Raw genomic sequence first — 16,918 nt, 5'->3', positions numbered from 1 at the left:
GGGCCGGCGGTGCTGGCCGGCCTGGCGGCGGTCGGTCCGCGTCCGGTGGCACCGGTCGGCCCATGGCTCAGCCCGGTCGGCCCGGTGACGCGGTCGGGTCGGCGGCCGACCAGCCGGGTCCGGTGAGTCTGGCCAGGGCCCGTTCCACCGCGATGCAGTGGTCCTCGACGTAGTCGATTCCGGCGGCGTCGGCGATCTCCCGGGCCTGCGTCGAGGCGATCCCGCTCTGCAGCCACACGGCGGGTGCGCCGACGCGGACGGCGTCGCGCACGACGTCGATCGCATCCGGTACGGGCCGGAACACGTTGACCAGGTCCACCGGGACAGGCAGGTCGGCCAGGCTCGGCCAGGTCCGTTCGCCGAAGATCTCGTCGACGTACGGGTTGACCGGGATCACCCGCCAGCCGTACCGGATGAGCTGCGCCGGAACGCTGTGGGCCGGTTTCGCCGGATCGCGGGACGCACCCACCACCGCGATCGTCCGCGCGTCCGCCAGGATCTGTTGCGGGTTTCTCATCGGTCGAGCGTATGCGCGGCGGGCGGCGCGTGGCCGGCTACCGGCCGACCGACTCAGCCGATGACCGGCTCACAGCAGGGCGAGCTGGCCGGGGAGTTGGCGGTCGGCGGTGCCCGGCGGGCCCGCGGTGTCGGTGCCCGCGGTGTCGGTGCCCGCGAGTTGGCGGGCGGCGCCGGGGCCGGCCGGAGCGAGTCCGTGCCGGCGGGCGGCCATCCGCACCCGGGCGACGATCTCCCGCTGGTAGGACTGCGGCAGGTAGGCGCCGGACCGGAACAGCGCGCGGTAGCGGGCGACCAGGTGCGGGTGGGTGCGGCCGAGCCAGGCGGCGTACCACTCGCGGGCACCGGGCCGTAGGTGCAGCGGCAGCGGAGTGACGCTGACCGCCCCGGCACGGGCGATCGCGGCGACGGTCGTGTCGATCGACTCGGCGTCGTCGGTCAGGCCGGGCAGGATCGGTGCCATCAGTACGCTGACGTCGAACCCGGCGTCGGTCAGCGTGCGGACGGTCGCCAGCCGCCGGGCGGGGCTGGGCGTACCGGACTCGACGGCCCGCCACAGTGACTCGTCGACGAAGCCCACCGAGACGGCCAGGCTGACCGTGGTCGCCCGGGCGGCGCGGCGCAGTAGCGGCAGATCCCGCAGGATCAGCGTCCCCTTGGTGAGGATCGAGAACGGGTTGGCCGCGTCGTGCAGCGCGCCGATGATCTCCGGCATGAGCCGGTAGCGCCCCTCGGCCCGCTGGTAGCAGTCGACGTTGGTGCCCATCGCGATGGGCTGGCCCGACCAGCCCGGTGCGGCCAGCTCGCGGCGCAGCAACTCGGCGGCGTTGACCTTCACCACGATCTTGCTGTCGAAATCGAGCCCGGCGTCGAGGTCGAGGTAGGTGTGGGTGTTGCGGGCGAAGCAGTACGCGCAGGCGTGGCTGCACCCACGGTACGGGTTGACCGTCCACTCGAACGGCACCCGGGAACCACCGCGCACCCGGTTGATGATCGACTTGGCGTGGATCTCGTAGAACGTCATGCCGGCGAAGCCGGGGGTGTCGAAGGTGCGCGGGACGGCCTCGGGCAGCGCCAGCGGCAGGGGTGGAGCCGCTGGCGCTGCCCCGGGTGGGCCGGCCCCGTCGGGGGGAGCCGACAAGGTGTCCCAACGCATGTGGTCCATTCGAACACACGTACGATCGGGGGGCAAGTGCGACGCGCGGGTCGGCCCGCGCGACCACCGACGTCGCGACGTCAGCCGACCGCCGGTGGTGGCGGCCCTGCGCTGTCGCGACGCACCAGCTCGGCGCCGACCTCCTCGATCATGGCCGCCCGTGGGCCGCCGGACACCTGCAGCGCCATCGTCATCGCCCGGGCACCCATCTCGGCCAGCGGCAGCCGTACGGTGGTCAACGCCGGGGTCACGTCGCGGGCGACCGGCATGTCGTCGAAGCCGACCACGCTGAACTGCTCCGGTACCGCGATGCCGCGCGAGCGCAGCAGCGCCAGGACGCCGATGGCCATCGAGTCGTTGAGCGCGGCGATCGCGGTGAGACCGGGCTCGGCGTCGAGCAGGCCGGCGGCGGCGGCCGCGCCGCTCGCGCGGTCGAAATCGGCGTACGCGATCCGCCGGGCGGGCAGCTTCTGGCCGTGTTCCCGGGCGGCCCGTCGCAGTCCGGTGAGCCGGTCGGTGGTCGTGGTCAGCACCTTGGGGCCGGCGACCACCCCGAAGTGGGTGTGTCCGAGCGAGTAGAGCTCGGCGCCGAGCAGGTAGCCGCCCATTTCGTTGTCCGGCACCACCGCGTCCCCGGCGTGGGAGTGCCGGCCGATCACCGCGACCCGGCCGCCAGTGCGTTCGTAGACCCGCAGTTTGCTCTCCAGCAGGGCGGTGAACGTCTCGTCGTGGTAGCCGGAGCCGGCCAGGACGATCGCCGCCGCCTGGTGGGCGCGCAGCAGTTCGACGTACTGCAGTTCCTTGTCCGGGTCGCGGTAGCTGTTGCAGATGATCACCAGCCGGCCGTGCTCGGTGGCCACCCGCTGCAGGCCCCGGGTGATCTCGGCGAAGTACGGATCCGACACGTCGTGGACGATCACGCCGACCGCGCTGCGGTGGGCCCGGGCCAGCGACTGGGCGTGCGCGTTCGGCACGTACTGCAGCTCCTCGACGGCGGCGAGGACCCGTTCGCGCAGCGCTTCGGTGACCGGCTTGCTGCTGCCGTTGATGATCCGTGAGGCGGTGGCCGGTGACACGCCGGCGCGTTTCGCGACGTCCGCGAGCGTGGCCACGATCCGCTCCTCTCCCGGACTCCACGCGCGACCCGGTCGGGCGCTGCGCCGGCTGCGGGCGCACTGCCTCGCGGGCGGTCCGGAGACGTTGTCGCTGAGGATAGCGTGGCGCGGCTCCGGTCGGCCGGAAAGCCCTTGCCGTGGGATGAGTGCAACCAGTAACGTACGCAGGAAAGCGCTTACCTACCGCGTGGCGCACCGTTCCCGACCAGTCAAGGAGGCGAGGCATGTCCCGTACCCCCATCGGGATCGTCCTCAACGGCGTCACCGGCCGGATGGGCTACCGGCAGCATCTGGTCCGGTCCCTGCTCGCGATTCGTGACCAGGGTGGACTGCCGCTGGCCGACGGCACCCGGCTCTGGCCCGAACTTGTGCTGGTCGGGCGCAACGAGAACAAGCTCCGCGAGCTGGCCGACCGGCACGGGCTGACCGACTGGACCACCGATCTGGCCGCCGCGCTGGCCCGACCGGACACCCGGATCTACTTCGACGCGCAGGTCACCGCGGCCCGCGAGAAGGCCCTGCGGTTGGCGATCGACGCCGGCAAGCACATCTACACCGAGAAGCCGACCGCCGAGGACCTGGCCGGCGCGGTGGATCTCGCCCGGCTGGCCGACGCCGCCGGCATCAAACACGGTGTGGTCCAGGACAAGCTCTTCCTGCCGGGCCTGCGCAAGCTGGACCGACTGGTCAAGGGCGGCTTCTTCGGCCGGATCCTGTCGGTACGCGGCGAGTTCGGCTACTGGGTGTTCGAGGGCGACTGGCAGCCCGCCCAACGCCCGTCCTGGAACTACCGGGCGGCCGACGGCGGCGGGATCACTGTGGACATGTTCCCACACTGGCACTACGTACTGGAACAGATCTTCGGTCGGGTCCGGTCGGTGACCGCGCACGTCGCGACGCACATCGACCGCCGCTGGGACGAGACGGGCGCGCCGTACGACGCCACCGCCGACGACGCGGCGTACGGCATCTTCGAAATCGACCGGCCCGGCCCCGACGGTGGCCGCGTCGTCGCCCAGATCAACTCCTCCTGGGCGGTCCGGGTGTACCGCGACGAGCTGGTGGAGTTCCAGGTAGACGGTACCGAGGGCAGCGCGGTCGCCGGGTTGCGGCACTGCCGGGTCCAGCACCGGTCGACCACCCCCAAGCCGGTGTGGAACCCGGACCTGCCGGCGACCGAGCAGTTCCGCGACCAGTGGCAGCCGGTGCCGGACAACGAGGAGTTCGACAACGGGTTCAAGGCCCAGTGGGAGCTGTTCCTGCGGCACGTCGTCGAGGACACCCCGTACAGCTGGGACCTGTGGGCCGGGGCACGTGGGGTGCAGCTGGCCGAGCTGGGCCTGCGGTCGGCGCGGGAAGGCCGTCGGATCGACATCCCGGAGCTGACCGGTGAGTGACCCGGCACCCGGTGCCGGGCATCCGTCGGGTGCCGGCACGCCGGCACCGGCGCGGTTCGCGCTCAACGCCGCCACCACGAAGTTCTGGCCGATGGCGGAGATGGTGGCCGGCTGCGTCGCGGCCGGCGTCCGGGGGATCGGGCTGTGGCGCGAGGAGACCGCCGCCTACGGACTGGACCGGACCGCCGCACTGGTGCGCGACGCGGGCCTGGCGGTGACCTCACTGTGCCGCGGTGGGTTCTTCGCCGACGACGACTGGTACGACGACAACCGGCGCGCCATCGACGAGGCGGCCACGCTCGGGGCGCCGGTGCTGGTCCTGGTCTCCGGCGGACTACCCACGGCCGGTGCCGGGCCATCGGCTGGCCGGCCCGACCGGGACCTCGACGGTGCCCGGTCGTGGGTCGGGGAGGCGATCGGCCGGCTGGTGCCGCACGCGCTCGACGCCGGGGTGCGCCTGGCGATCGAACCGCTGCATCCGATGTTCTGCGCGGACCGGTGCGTCGTGTCCACGCTCGGTCAGGCGCTGGACCTGGCTGATCCCTATCCGGCGGCGGCGGTCGGCGTCGTGGTGGACACGTACCACCTCTGGTGGGACGACCAGGTGTGGACGCAGATCGCCCGGGCGGGACGGGCGCAGCGGATCGCCTGCTTCCAACTGGCCGACTGGATCACTCCGTTGCCGGCCGGGGTCCTGCTCGGGCGGGGGCTGCCCGGCACCGGCTGTATCGCGCTCGACCGGTTCGTCGCGGCGGTCGACGCGGCCGGGTTCACCGGGCCGGTCGAGGTCGAGGTCTTCCACGAGGAGGTCTGGGCGCGGCCCGGTGCCGACGTGCTGGCCGAGGCGGTCGCGGGCTGTCGGGCGGTGCTGGACGGGCTGGCCGGCCGGATCGACACGGTGGCCGGCCGGATCGACAACACGGTGGCCGGGCGGATCGATGCGGTGGCCGACGGAGCCGGCACGCGCTGACCGACGCCGGTCCGGTCCCGGATCCTGCGGCACGCGCTGGCGGGCGGGGGTCCGGTCCCGGACCGGGACCGGACCAGACCCGTCGGACGGCCTGCCCGTCAGTGCTGGTGCGAGGCGAGCTTCTGCCGGACGTCGTCCATGTCCAGCGCGCGCACCTGCTCGATCAGGGACTCCAGTGCGGACTCCGGCAACGCGCCGGGCTGCGCGAAGACGACGACCCCGTCGCGGATCGCCATGATGGTCGGGATCGACCGGATGTCGAACTTCGCGGCGAGCTCCTGCTGTGCCTCGGTGTCGACCTTGCCGAAGGTGATGTCGGTGTGCTTGCCGGCGGACCGTTCGTACACCGGGGCGAACCGTACGCAGGGCCCGCACCAGCTGGCCCAGAAGTCGACCAGGACGATGCCGTCGCCGGAGGTCACCTCGTCGAAGTTGTGGGTGGTCAGCTCAACGGTCGCCATCGATGTCTCCGATCGCCAGATTTGGGGCGGTGACGCCCCGGGTCTACCGAGGCAAACGACGCCGGGGTCGGTGGCATTCCCGATCGGTGGGCGCGGAAACCCGGGGCGCGACGAGGCTCGGACCGTGGCGGAGCGGGCCGCGAGACCCGATCTGGGAGTGCGGAAAGACGAATCCAGTACGGCTACCGAAAGTGATGGGAGCGTTTCCAGCTGTTTTTGCAGGTGGCGGCGGTTCGTGGCCCGTTCTGTCGGGATGACATGGGCAAACGATCGATGTCGCGACCGCAGAAGTTGACGGCGGTAATTACTCTTTGTAATGTAACAAAAGCATAACTGTGACCTCCGTCTCGGTCCGGGCTCTTCCCGGGCGGTGGTGGGTCCGGCAGAATCTCTAGCTATCAGAGCGTGGACGGCGGGTGCCGGGGAGGGCCCCGCCGTTCATTGCGTCCAGGGTCGGAAATTCCGGTAGTACCCGGGCCGCACCGCCCGATCGGCCCGCCGCAGGATCAGCTCCGCCGCACTGGTGTCCCGGCCGTCCGAGCGGCCTCCGTACGCTCTGCAGAGCGTGGAACGACAGCAGAGCACGCCACCCGTCGACGGGCGGTCGACGGAGCCTTCCCCCGCCGTACCGCCGACCACCCATCCGGTCGGGGCCGAAGCCGGCGCGGACGCCGTAGTCGTCGGAGTGGGTCCCTGGCCGGGCGAGTGGCCGACCGACCCGCGCTACGACCCTGAGCTGCTCGCCGCCGGCGACCGCCGCAACGTCGTCGACCGCTACCGGTACTGGCGGCGGGAGGCGGTGGTCGCCGATCTCGACCACCGCCGGCACGAGTTCCACGTCGCGATCGAGAACTGGCAGCACGACCTCAACATCGGCACGGTGGTGCGCAACGCCAACGCCTTCCTCGCCGCCGAGGTGCACATCGTCGGTCGCCGGCGGTGGAACCGGCGCGGTGCCATGGTGACCGACCGCTACCAGCACGTCCGGCACCATCCGGACATCGGTGACCTGCTGGACTGGGCCGCGCGGGCCGGGCTGGCGGTGATCGGCATCGACAACCTCGCCGGCTCACGGCCGCTGGAGACCGTACACCTGCCGCGGCGCTGCGTGCTGCTGTTCGGCCAGGAGGGGCCGGGGCTGTCCGACGCCGCCCGCGCCGGCTGCGACCTGCTGTACTCCATCGCCCAGTACGGCTCCACCCGGTCGATCAACGCCGGAGTGGCCAGCGGGATCGCGATGCACGCCTGGATCCGGGCCCACGCCGGACCGCCACCGGATCCGGTGACCGGCGAGCGGTCCGGGTGAGGGGTGGGTGAGCGGCGGGCGGCCCGGGTGGGGGGTGGGTGAGCGGCGGGCGGCCCGGGTGGGGGGTGGGTGAGCGGCGGGCGGCCCGGGTGCGTACGGGCGCAAGTGCGTCCGGTCCCGTCCCGCGCGGGACGCCCGGCCCGCAGCAGAGGGAAAGAATGACCGAAAAAGCCGGTTCGCTTGACGGGTGAGCGGCGGACGCGCAACGTAGGTGACGTGGGCGTGATGGTGAGTTGTCCCCGGTGCGGCGGTCCGGTGCGGCCGCCCGACCTGATGCACACCGAGACCCGTTGTGACAGCTGCGGGCCGGTGCCGCCGCTGCATGTCGCCGAGCACATCGGACCCGACATCGTGGCCAGCGCGGTGACCCGGCTGCTCGCCGACGTCGCCGCCCCACCCGGGCCGGTGCCGATGTGGGCCGTCTGGCCGCTGCTGCCGGGGTGGACGCTGACCGGGGTCGGCTGGGTCGGCGAACAGCGCGGAGCGGTCCGGGCCACGGTCACCGCGTTCAGCGGACCGGCGCCGGTCTCCGGCGGACCCGCCGACCTGGTGCTCGTCGCGGAGGAGCCCGGCGTCGGGCTCGGTACCCGGTTCGCCGGTCTGCCCGGACCCGATCCCGGCGACTCACTGGCCGACGTGCTCGGCAGCGGTGCCCCGCACGCCAAGATCCGGGCCGACGGCCACCCGACTCCGCTGTGGTCGGTCGAGGCCGAGCCGGGCCGCTGCGCCTACGCGGGTGAGGCCAGAGGACTGTGGCTGTACGCGGTGACCTGGCCGGCCGACGCGGGCTACCTGCTGGCCGAGGACATCGTGCTGCACGATCTGTCCGAGGAGGTCCCACCAGGGATGATGTACGGAGCGCCGTCGCCGTACCTGCACGGGAAAGCGTGAACACCTTTTCCCACGATCAACTACACCACCACGGGACGAAGGACTGATATTCTAGTATCGCCGGGACGAGGGTCGCGGCGCGCCACACGGAGGGGGATGGCCCGCAATGGTCAAGAAGGTCCTCACCTGGGGCGGAATCGCGTTCTTGATTTTCTTCGTCGCGTTCCGGCCAGATTCGGCGGCCGACGTGTTCAAGTCGGTGGGTGGCGGCATCGTCGAGGTCGCGCAGGGTTTCGGCGACTTCTTCACCAGCCTCGTGGCCTAGTCGCCCATGGGCAACCCCTCCGAGCCCCCTGACGCCGATGACGACGCCGCCCGACGGCGCCGCCAACGTGACACCGAACCGATTCCGCGCGTTCGCCCAGAGGACGGCCCGCACTTCGGTGCCGGGCCGTCCTACAGCGACGGTCCGTCGTACTCCGACGGTCCGTCCTACTCCGCTGACGCTGGGTACGGCGGCGGCACCCGGCGGGTGCACGACGAACCCATCATCAGCTACTCACCGCCCGACATCTCCGCCGACGAGATCGCCGGCCTGCAGGCCGACGCCTCCGGCATGCCGGTGCAGCCGCGTCGGGTCCTGCCCCTGGAGGACGAGCCGACCCCGCTGGTCGCGCGGTACCTCTTTCCGACCGAGCGCTACCGCGGCGAGTGGAAGCGACACTGGATTCATCTGCTCACCCCGCTGCTCGTCGGCGTCGTGGCGACCTTCGTGCTCGGCTACCTCTCCGGCTTCCTCGCCGGTCAGGACGTCGGCGGCCTGACCACCGTCGCGGTGCTGATCTGGCTCGGTGTGCTCGGCTGGGTCGGCTGGAAGATCGCCGACTGGTGGTTCGACCGCTTCATCCTGACCAACAAGCGGGTGATGGTGGTCAACGGCATCATCACCCGCAACGTGGCGATGATGCCGTTGCTGCGGGTCACCGACATGAAGTACGAGCAGTCACCGCTCGGTCGCTTCCTCAACTACGGCACGTTCATCCTCGAGTCCGCCGGTCAGGAGCAGGCCCTGCGCGAGGTCAAGAACCTGCCCAACCCGAACGAGCTCTACCTGCGGGTCGTCGAGGAGATGTACGAGCCGCAGGCCGTCGAGGCACGGCTGAGCAAGGAAGAGGCGGCTGCCAAGGACGACGGCTGACGGCCGTCGCCGTCGTGGCGTGCCCGCCGAAGCTGGCCCGGCCGGCGTACCGTAACGAGGGACGGGAGGCAGCCGGTGACGCCCAGAGACTCGATGGAGGAAGACTTCCGCGAGTTCGTCGCGTCCCGGTCCGGCGCACTGCTGCGCACCGCGTACCTGCTCGCCGGCGACTGGGCCACGGCGGAGGACCTGCTGCAGACCGCGCTGACCAAGACCTACCTGGCCTGGAAACGCCTCGGCCACATCGAAGCCGTCGAGCCGTACACCCGGCGGGTGCTCGTCAACACCGCCACCAGTTGGTGGCGCCGACGCTGGCACGGCGAACGTCCGACGGAGATACTGCCCGAGCAGGCCGGCCCGGATCCGATCCAGGAACAGCTCGACCGCGACGTCCTCTGGCGACACGTCAAGGCCCTGCCGGCCCGCCAACGCGCGGTGCTGGTGCTGCGGTTCTACGAGGACCTCTCCGAGGCGCAGACCGCCGCGTTGCTGAACATCTCACCCGGCACGGTGAAGAGTCAGACCTCCCGGGCCCTCGGCACGCTGCGCAAGAAGCTGATCGCGCAAGGGTACGACCCGGCACCTCAGTTCGCCTCCGCCGCCCGCCGACAGCCCGTCGTCGGCTCACCCGTCATCGGCCCATCCATCGTCGGCTCACCTGCCGAGTCGGCGGTGGCCGGCACGGCCGTCCCCGCACAGTCCACCCCGGTGACCGCCACGGTGCCCGGCGGCATCATGCCGATCGGGCCGTTCGCCAGCAAACTGGTGGCGAAACGGTGACTTCTCCGACGACGCCGCCCAGCCCGGGGAGGTTCCCGCCGGTCGGCGCCGACGGCCCGATCCGCGACAACCTGAGCGCCGTACGGCCGCGTTCACCTGGCGTGAGGACCGACGACCTCGAGCAGGCGCTGCGACGCTGCCTCGCCGACCACGCGGCCGGCCGACCGCGTACCACGGGCGCCGTGGCCACCGCCGACGTGGCGGACTGGGCGATCCGGCGGGCCCGCCGCCACCGTCGGGTACGGGCCGGCGGCGCGGCGGCGTTCGGCGTCTGCCTACTGGCCGCCGCCAGCGTCGCCTCAGGCCAGGTGCTGCCAGCGTCGGGCGGGGCACCGACGCTGCTCGCCGAGCCGGCGGCACCGCCGCCACCGGTGCAGACCGCCAGTCACGCGCCGGCGGCGGCCGCACCGCTGCCGTTGCACGGCGACCTGCGCCGGCAGCCGCTCGCTGCGGCGCCGCCCCTGCCGGTGGACCTGGTGGTCGCCGGTGAGCTGCACACCACCGACGGCCGCCAGGTCGATCTCGGCCCGATCGAGGCCGTCGCCCAGGCGAGCCGGATCTCCGACGGCTGGCTGCTGGTCGGTGCCGCGCCCGCCGACGACCCCGCCGGGGTGTGGTTCGTGACGCCGGACGCCCCGCCGAAGCCGGTGCTCACCGACGTCGACGCGGTCGCGGTCGACCCGGCCGGTTCCCGGATCGCCTGGCGGCACGGCACGCAGTTGGGCGTCGCGTCGCTGGTCAGCGGCGAATTGACCGACACCACCACCAGCAAGGCGCCGGAACCGGGCCGGCCGGTCGGCTTCGCTGGCGACGCCGTACTGCTGGCCCGCGACAGCGACAGCGACGGCAACGGCCGGGCACTCGGCGTCTGGCTGCCCGGTCAGGGCGGGCTTCCGCGCTGGACCGACTCCGCGAGCGCCGTGTACGGGGCGCTGCCCGACGGGCGTACGGTGGTCGCGCAGGTCAGCGACGGTGGCGGCCGGTCCTGCCTGGCGTTGCTGGACGTCGCCCGCGAGCTCGTCACCACCCGCAGCGCCTGCGCACTCCCGTTGACCGGCGACGGCCGGGGGGCCGTCTCCGCCGACGGCCGGTGGCTGGTCGCCAACGGCGTGGCGGACGCCCGCTCGGCCAGCGAGTCGGAGCTGGCGATGCTGGTCGACCTGGAGAAAGTCTTCGACGATCAGGTAGGTTCGGTCCGCGAGGCCGGCCAGCGGCTGACCGGGGCGACCGTCTGGGCCGACCAGGTCACCGTGGTGCACGCCGCCGGAGTCGACCAGGTCGTACGCATCAACGTGGACCGGATCAGCAACGAGCAGGAGGGCGCGGTGGAGCAGCTCGACGTGCCGCTCTCGGCGGCCGGGACCGTGCCGGTGCTGGTCGCGGGATACCCGGACCGACGATGACCGTCGGCACCGGGATCGACCTGCACGCGCATTCGAACGCCAGCGACGGCACCGACACCCCGGCGGAGCTGGTCGGCCGGGCCGCCGACGCGGGCCTGGTCGTGCTGGCGCTGACCGACCACGACACCACCGCCGGCTGGGCACCGGCCACCGGGGCCCGACCGACCGGGCTGACCCTGATCCGTGGTGCCGAGATCTCCTGCCGGTGGCACGGGGCGCGACCGGCGGTCTCCCTGCATCTGCTCGGCTACCTGTTCGACCCGACCTACCCGCCGCTGGCCGACGAACTCGACCGGGTGCGCGCCGCACGGACGGTACGCGGCGAACGCATCGTCGACCTGCTGCGCGCCGACGGCATCGACATCACCTGGGACGAGGTGCTCGGCTACGCCGCCGGCGGCACCGTCGGTCGGCCACACATCGCCCAGGCGCTGATCCGGGCCGGTCTGGTCGCCAGCACCGACGAGGCGTTCCAACCGCAGTGGCTCGGCCAGCGGTACCGGCTGCCAAAGAACGACCTCGATGTCTTCACCGCCGTACGGCTGGTGCAGGAAGCCGGCGGGGTCACGGTCTTCGCCCATCCGTTGGCGAACCGCCGGGGCCGTACCGTGCCGGACAGCATGATCGCCGAGCTGGCGGCCGCCGGGCTGACCGGCCTGGAGGTCGACCACGTCGACCATGACCCGGCCGAGCGGGCCCATGGCCGCCGACTCGCCGACGACCTGGGTCTGGTCGCGACCGGTTCGTCCGACTACCACGGCAGCCACAAGACGGTCGAGCTGGGCGCGAACACCACCAGCGTCGACGCGTACGAGCAGCTGATCGCGAAGGCGCACGGCGTACCGCCGCTGTAGACCCGGACCTGGTCTGACCGGGACCTGGTCTGACCGGGACCTGGTCTGACCGGGACCTGGTCTGACCGGGACCGCCGATCGGGCGGCCACTAGGTTGAGCGGGTGGACGTCAAGCTGTTCGGCGAGGTCTTCGTGACCCTGCTGGTGATCACCGACCCGCCCGGCATGGTGCCGATCTTCCTCGCGCTCACCGGGGCGCTGCCGCTGCGGGAACGCCGTCGGGCCGCCTGGCAGGCGGTGGCGCTGGCGCTCGGGGTGATCGTGGTGTTCGCGGTCGCCGGCCAGACCCTGCTCGCGTACCTGCACATCGACCTGCCGGCGCTGCAGGCCGCCGGTGGCCTGCTGCTGATCCTGGTGGCGCTGGAACTGCTCACCGGCAAGGCCGACGACCCCGGGCAGCAGTCGACGTCGAACATCGCGCTGGTCCCGCTGGGCACGCCGCTGCTGGCCGGGCCGGGGGCGATCGTGGCGACGATGCTGTTCGTGCAGCGGGCCGAGGCGACCGCCGACTACGTGGCGATCGCGCTCGGCATCGTCGCGGTGATGGTGGTGGTCTGGCTGACGCTGCACTTCTCCGGGTTCATCGTCAAGGTGCTGCGGCCCGGTGGTATCGAGGTGCTGACCCGCATCGCCGGGCTGCTGCTCGCCGCGATCGCGGTCCAGCTGATCGCCGACGCGGTGGCCGCCTTCGTCCGCTCCTATGTGGCCGGCGGCTGACCCTCGGCCACGCGGTGGTGAGCGTGCCGTGGCAGGATCGGCGGGTGCCCCGACCTTCCTCCCCAGCGGGCCAGCGGCGCCCAGGTGCCGGCGCGCCCCAGGCCGAGCAGCTCGGCTTCGACGGTATGCCCGAGAAGCTGTTCGTCTGTACGCCGAGCAAACTCGCCGCCTACGCCGACTGCCCCCGCCGCTACCGCTACACCTACCTGGACCGGCCCGCCCCGCCGAAGGGGCCACCGTGGGCGCACAACTCGCTCGGGGCCAGCGTGCACACGGCGCTGCGGGCCTGGTACGCCCGGCCGGTGCCCGAGCGCCGTCCGGAGGCGGCGGCCGCGCTGCTCAAGAACACCTGGGTACGCGACGGCTACCGTGACGACGAGCAGGAACGGGCCGCCTACCGGCAGGCGCTGCAGTGGTTGGAAGCGTATCTCGGTGCGCTGGACCCGACGGTCGAGCCGTTGGGGGTGGAACGGGTGGTCGCGGTCAAGACGTCGGTGCTGGCCTTCAATGGTCGGGCCGACCGGATCGACGCCCGACCCGGGCCGGACGGCTCGGAGGCGGTGATCGTCGACTACAAGACCGGTCGGTCCGGTCTGACCTCGGACGACGCCCGTGGGTCGCAGGCCCTGGCGCTGTACGCCTACGCCGCGCGGCGGACGTTCCGCCGGCCCTGTCGCCGGGTGGAGCTGCACCACCTGCCGACCGGTACGGTCAGCGCGTTCGAGCACAGCGACGAGTCGCTGGACCGGCAGGTGGCGCGGGCCGAGGCGACCGCCCGGGACATCACCGCCGCACAGCGGGCGGTCGCCGACGGGACGGATCCGGACGAGGCGTTCCCGGCGACGCCCGGCACGCTCTGCGGATGGTGTGACTACCGCCGGACCTGCCCGGCCGGGGCCGGCTATCCGGAGCAGCAGCAGTGGGCGGCGGTCGACCGGCTGCTCAACCCGTCGCCGCAGCCGCGGGCCGCGGCCGAGGACTGACCGGCCCGCCGGCGCGGCCCGCCTGCTCGGCCCCGTCGCGGGCTGGCCCCGCCTGCTCGGCGTCACGGGCAGCCTGCTCGGCTCGGCGTCGGGCGGCCTGCCGGATCGGGCCCTCGACCAGGCTGCGGGGCACCGCCCGCAGTGCCAGCCGCAGGCCACGCGCGGACACCGCCGCACAGACGTCGGTGGTCGGCAGGCCGGGACCGCCGTACATGCGCCGGGCCCACGCCGGCAGCAGGCCCGTCGCGGTGGCGGCCACCCCGAGGTACGCCAGCCGGGGTGGGCCGAACCCGAGCCCGATCCGCCACGGCAGGCTGAGCTGGCCGGGCACCGGGGGCGCGGTGAGGAACAACGCGGTGTCCGCCGCGTCCCGGGTCATCCGCAGCTGCGGGCGGACCGCCCGGTAGTACGTGGCGACCTCGGCGGCACTTCCGGGAACAGTCGCCGGGTCGAGGCCGATCAGCTCCGCGCTGCGCCGCTGCTCGGCGTAGTAGCGGTCGATCTCGGCGGGGGTGAGGTCCAGCCCGGCCCGGGTCGCGGTGGACAGGAACGACTCGACCTCGGTCACGTGCACCCAGCGCAGCAGCTCCGGCTCGTCGATGCGGAACTCCACTCCGGTGGCCGGGTCGGTGGCCCGCAGCCGGGCGTGCAGTCGGCGGATCCGGGCGGCGGCGGCGTTCGCCTCGGCGGTGGTGCCCCACACGGTGGTCGCCACGTAGATCGAGGTGCGCATCAGCCGGCCGAACGGGTCGGCGCGGTAGTGCGAGTTCTGCGCCACCCCGGCGATCGCCCGGGGGTGCAACGCCTGCAGGTAGAGGCTGCGCAGCCCGGCGACGATCAGGATGGGCTCGTCGTGTACCCGCCAGGTCACCGAGTCGGGCCCGAACAGCCCGAGGTCGTCCGCGTCGGACGACCGGTGCCCACCGTCGCCGTCGGCGGACCGGTGCCCACTTGCGGCGTCGGCGGAGCGGTGCCCACCTGCGGCGTCGGTCATCCCGCCGCCCGCTGCTGGCAGTCGGGGCACAGCCCCCAGAAGGTGACCTCCGCCTCGTCGATGACGAAGCCATGGTCGGCACCTGGCTCCAGGCAGGGGGCGGCACCGACCGTACAGTCGATGTCGCCGACCACCCCGCAGCGCCGGCAGACCACGTGGTGATGGTTGTCCCCGGTGCGTCGTTCGTACCGGGCCGCGCCGCCGGCCGGCTCGATGCGCCGGGCCAGCCCGGCCCGGGTCAGCGCGTTCAGCACGTCGTAGACGGCCTGGGTGGAGACCGAGTCGATGCGGTCGCGGACCTGTCGGGCGATGTCGTCCACCCCGAGGTGCCCGCCCCGGGCGAGGACCTCGAGCACGGCGAGCCGGGGGCGGGTCACCCGTAGGCCCCGGCTCCGCAGCTCCTCCTCCGCCCGCATCTGTCCATCGAAACACGCAGGTGGGTGCGGGACAAGACGACGCCGTGCCGGTGGTGGCCGTGGCCACAGGCCGGTCGGCCGGCCGGGCTCAGAAAATCAGTCGGGAGCAGAGCAGGCAGGTCAGGATGATCATGACGGCGGCGGCGATCATGCCGACCCCGTAGGTCACCGTACGGGCGCTGCGTTCGGCACTGTCCACCGCCGCGGTGTCCTGCGGCGGCAGCGCACCGGGCGGGGCCGGGTTGACCACCAGCGGCGGCCGCCAGCCCGGCGGTGGCGGGGCACCGACGGGCGGTCCGGGATAGGGCGGGACAGCCGGCGAAGGGGGAGCGCCCCGGCCCGGGCCGGCGTCGTCGGCCGGGCCGTCCGACGACGGATCGGGGCGTCGCCAGTACGCGTCCGGTGCCGGGCCGTCATCTGTCGTCACGGTCGACGACGCTACCAACCCTCGGCCGGTGGCGTCGGCAGCAGTTCCCGGCCGGTAGCCTGGGGACCGTGCCGAACCTGGATGCCGTCCCCGCTGACGCCCGTGGCGATGCCGACCGGGTCGTCGACCTCGGCGACGACGACGCGCCGCTGCTACCGGAGCAGACCCGCGACGACACCGATCAGGGCTGGGGCGACCGGGTCGGGCAGCACGACGACTGGCTGCTGGAGCAGCGCCCGCCGCACTGGGGCTGAGCGCCGGTCAGCTGGCCGACCCGGCACCGGCCGACGCCTTGGACGACGAGGTCGAGCCGGCCGGTGCGCTGCCGCTGGAGGCCGCACCGCCGTTCGACGACGATCCGGAGCCTGAGGTCGATCCGGAGCCCGAGGCCGATCCGGAGCTTGAGGTCGATCCGGAGCCGCTGGCCGCAGCGGAGTCCTTCTTCTCCGTCGCCGACTTCTCCGACCCGGTCGAGGAGCCGTTGCCGGCCGCGCCCTTGCCGTCGCCGCTGCGGGAGTCGGTCCGGTAGAACCCGGAGCCCTTGAAGACGATGCCGACCGAGTTGAAGACCTTGCGGAGCCGGCCCTCGCAGGACGGGCAGTCGCTCAGCGGTTCATCGGTGAAGGACTGCACCGCCTCGAGCTGGTGTCCGCACGCGGTGCAGGCGTACTGGTACGTAGGCACGGTCTCCTCCGAGCTTGGCTGGCCGTTTGGCACTCAACCTGTTCGAGTGCCAATGGTGCGTCATCGGACCCCGGTACGTCCAGCGGGAGCCGGTCCGGCTCACCCCGCCGGACGGCCACCACCCTGATCGGCCAACCAGTGCAGCCCGCCAGGAGTGACCACCGCCGTCACCGGTCGGTCGTGCGGCTGCGCCGGCAGTCGGGGCAGCAGCTCCCCGTCGTGCAGCAGCGCCACGACCGGTACTCCGGCGGGCACCCGGGCCAGCGCCCGGTCGTACGAACCGCCGCCGCGACCCAGCCGCACCCCACGCCGGTCGACGGCGAGCGCCGGCACCACGACGAGGTCCACGCCGGCAACCGCCGCCGTGCCCCACCGTTCACCGGCCGGGTCGTGCAGCGGCACCCAGTCCAGGTCCCGGTCGGCCAGCAGGACCGGCAGCAGCACCCGGTCGGTGCCGCCGACCGCTTCGGCGAGCAGCAGCGGCAGACCGTCGCCACCGGGCTCGGTGCCGAACGGAACGTACCCGGCGACCAGGCTGGGGCGCCGCACAGCGAGCAGTTCGCGCAGCCCAGCGGCGATCCGGTCGTCGGCTGCGGCCCGCTGCGCGACGGTCAACTTGCGCCGCCGCGCGAGGATGTCGGTACGGACCCGGCCCTTGGTCGATGCGTACCCGTTCGCTTCATCGGGAAAAACCGACACTCAACACTCCT

At 72.8% G+C, this 16,918-nt stretch carries 21 protein-coding genes; 12 read left to right on the top strand and 9 right to left on the bottom strand.

Going from position 1 to position 16,918, the window contains the following annotated elements; translation table 11 throughout:
- Window positions 1–67: 67 nt before the first annotated feature.
- From ACN28F_RS11725 to ACN28F_RS11715, 3 genes are all read right to left on the bottom strand, one after another.
- A complete protein-coding gene (locus ACN28F_RS11725; RefSeq protein WP_289208019.1) occupies window positions 68–517 on the bottom strand; it encodes a CoA-binding protein in 450 nt (149 codons plus the stop codon).
- Window positions 518–586: 69 nt separating this feature from the next.
- A complete protein-coding gene (locus tag ACN28F_RS11720; RefSeq protein WP_289208018.1) occupies window positions 587–1,672 on the bottom strand; it encodes an Rv2578c family radical SAM protein in 1,086 nt (361 codons plus the stop codon).
- Between the two features lie 80 nt (window positions 1,673–1,752).
- On the bottom strand, window positions 1,753–2,784 hold the full coding sequence (locus ACN28F_RS11715; protein WP_289208017.1) for a LacI family DNA-binding transcriptional regulator: 1,032 nt from the start codon (window positions 2,782–2,784) through the stop codon (window positions 1,753–1,755).
- Between the two features lie 227 nt (window positions 2,785–3,011).
- On the opposite strand from ACN28F_RS11715, the gene ACN28F_RS11710 reads away from it, so the two are divergent.
- Both ACN28F_RS11710 and ACN28F_RS11705 read left to right on the top strand, forming a co-directional pair.
- Window positions 3,012–4,184 carry a Gfo/Idh/MocA family protein gene (locus ACN28F_RS11710; RefSeq protein WP_421357705.1) on the top strand — a complete coding sequence of 391 codons (1,173 nt, stop codon included), beginning with the start codon at window positions 3,012–3,014 and terminating at the stop codon, window positions 4,182–4,184.
- A 91-nt stretch (window positions 4,185–4,275) separates the two neighbouring features.
- Complete coding sequence (locus ACN28F_RS11705) at window positions 4,276–5,154, top strand: sugar phosphate isomerase/epimerase family protein (RefSeq protein ID WP_421361355.1); 879 nt, start codon at window positions 4,276–4,278, stop codon at window positions 5,152–5,154.
- Between the two features lie 98 nt (window positions 5,155–5,252).
- Here ACN28F_RS11705 and trxA read toward each other — a convergent pair whose 3' ends face one another.
- Window positions 5,253–5,615 (bottom strand): thioredoxin, encoded by a 363-nt coding sequence (gene trxA / locus ACN28F_RS11700; RefSeq protein WP_289208015.1) that lies wholly within the window; start codon window positions 5,613–5,615, stop codon window positions 5,253–5,255.
- A gap of 685 nt (window positions 5,616–6,300) precedes the next feature.
- Here trxA and ACN28F_RS11695 point away from each other — a divergent pair.
- The 9 genes from ACN28F_RS11695 to ACN28F_RS11655 all read left to right on the top strand — a co-directional run bounded on the left by ACN28F_RS11695 (window position 6,301) and on the right by ACN28F_RS11655 (window position 13,687).
- Window positions 6,301–6,921 carry a TrmH family RNA methyltransferase gene (locus ACN28F_RS11695; RefSeq protein WP_289211128.1) on the top strand — a complete coding sequence of 207 codons (621 nt, stop codon included), beginning with the start codon at window positions 6,301–6,303 and terminating at the stop codon, window positions 6,919–6,921.
- Window positions 6,922–7,146: 225 nt separating this feature from the next.
- Complete coding sequence (locus tag ACN28F_RS11690; RefSeq protein WP_353850589.1) at window positions 7,147–7,812, top strand: DUF6758 family protein; 666 nt, start codon at window positions 7,147–7,149, stop codon at window positions 7,810–7,812.
- A 106-nt stretch (window positions 7,813–7,918) separates the two neighbouring features.
- The gene (locus ACN28F_RS11685) at window positions 7,919–8,077 is read left to right on the top strand and encodes a hypothetical protein (RefSeq protein ID WP_282225420.1); all 159 of its coding nucleotides are present in this window, start codon (window positions 7,919–7,921) and stop codon (window positions 8,075–8,077) included.
- 6 nt (window positions 8,078–8,083) lie between these two features.
- Complete coding sequence (locus ACN28F_RS11680) at window positions 8,084–8,950, top strand: PH domain-containing protein (protein WP_282225421.1); 867 nt, start codon at window positions 8,084–8,086, stop codon at window positions 8,948–8,950.
- A gap of 75 nt (window positions 8,951–9,025) precedes the next feature.
- On the top strand, window positions 9,026–9,730 hold the full coding sequence (locus ACN28F_RS11675; RefSeq protein ID WP_421357703.1) for a SigE family RNA polymerase sigma factor: 705 nt from the start codon (window positions 9,026–9,028) through the stop codon (window positions 9,728–9,730).
- Between the two features lie 101 nt (window positions 9,731–9,831).
- Window positions 9,832–11,133, top strand: a complete 1,302-nt coding sequence (locus ACN28F_RS11670; RefSeq protein ID WP_421357702.1) for a hypothetical protein — start codon at window positions 9,832–9,834, stop codon at window positions 11,131–11,133.
- On the top strand, window positions 11,130–11,987 hold the full coding sequence (locus ACN28F_RS11665; protein ID WP_289208012.1) for a PHP domain-containing protein: 858 nt from the start codon (window positions 11,130–11,132) through the stop codon (window positions 11,985–11,987). Before ACN28F_RS11670 ends, ACN28F_RS11665 begins: the two co-directional genes overlap by 4 nt.
- Before the next feature lie 102 nt (window positions 11,988–12,089).
- Window positions 12,090–12,704, top strand: coding sequence for a MarC family protein (locus ACN28F_RS11660; RefSeq protein WP_289208011.1), 615 nt, complete (start codon window positions 12,090–12,092; stop codon window positions 12,702–12,704).
- 125 nt (window positions 12,705–12,829) lie between these two features.
- A complete protein-coding gene (locus ACN28F_RS11655) occupies window positions 12,830–13,687 on the top strand; it encodes a RecB family exonuclease (RefSeq protein WP_289211126.1) in 858 nt (285 codons plus the stop codon).
- Here ACN28F_RS11655 and ACN28F_RS11650 read toward each other — a convergent pair.
- From ACN28F_RS11650 to ACN28F_RS11640, 3 genes are all read right to left on the bottom strand, one after another.
- Window positions 13,647–14,681 carry an oxygenase MpaB family protein gene (locus ACN28F_RS11650; protein WP_421357701.1) on the bottom strand — a complete coding sequence of 345 codons (1,035 nt, stop codon included), beginning with the start codon at window positions 14,679–14,681 and terminating at the stop codon, window positions 13,647–13,649. The two genes, ACN28F_RS11655 and ACN28F_RS11650, sit on opposite strands and share 41 nt — an antisense overlap.
- Entirely contained in the window at window positions 14,678–15,097 is a 420-nt protein-coding gene (locus tag ACN28F_RS11645; RefSeq protein ID WP_421357700.1) for a Fur family transcriptional regulator, read from the bottom strand. Before ACN28F_RS11645 ends, ACN28F_RS11650 begins: the two co-directional genes overlap by 4 nt.
- A gap of 88 nt (window positions 15,098–15,185) precedes the next feature.
- Window positions 15,186–15,524, bottom strand: a complete 339-nt coding sequence (locus tag ACN28F_RS11640) for a translation initiation factor 2 (RefSeq protein ID WP_421357699.1) — start codon at window positions 15,522–15,524, stop codon at window positions 15,186–15,188.
- A gap of 68 nt (window positions 15,525–15,592) precedes the next feature.
- On the opposite strand from ACN28F_RS11640, the gene ACN28F_RS11635 reads away from it, so the two are divergent.
- The gene (locus ACN28F_RS11635; RefSeq protein WP_289211152.1) at window positions 15,593–15,778 is read left to right on the top strand and encodes a hypothetical protein; all 186 of its coding nucleotides are present in this window, start codon (window positions 15,593–15,595) and stop codon (window positions 15,776–15,778) included.
- Window positions 15,779–15,785: 7 nt separating this feature from the next.
- Here the strand turns inward: ACN28F_RS11635 and ACN28F_RS11630 are convergent, their stop codons facing one another.
- A complete protein-coding gene (locus tag ACN28F_RS11630) occupies window positions 15,786–16,208 on the bottom strand; it encodes an FmdB family zinc ribbon protein (protein WP_289208007.1) in 423 nt (140 codons plus the stop codon).
- Between the two features lie 99 nt (window positions 16,209–16,307).
- Entirely contained in the window at window positions 16,308–16,907 is a 600-nt protein-coding gene (locus ACN28F_RS11625) for a 5-formyltetrahydrofolate cyclo-ligase (protein ID WP_421357698.1), read from the bottom strand.
- Between the last annotated feature and the right edge of the window lie 11 nt (window positions 16,908–16,918).

Origin of the sequence: Solwaraspora sp. WMMA2101 (assembly GCF_049179175.1) — a bacterium.
GTDB lineage: Bacteria > Actinomycetota > Actinomycetes > Mycobacteriales > Micromonosporaceae > Micromonospora_E.
The sequence above is the reverse complement of the archived record's forward strand: the minus strand, read 5'-3'. Positions and strand labels throughout refer to the sequence as shown.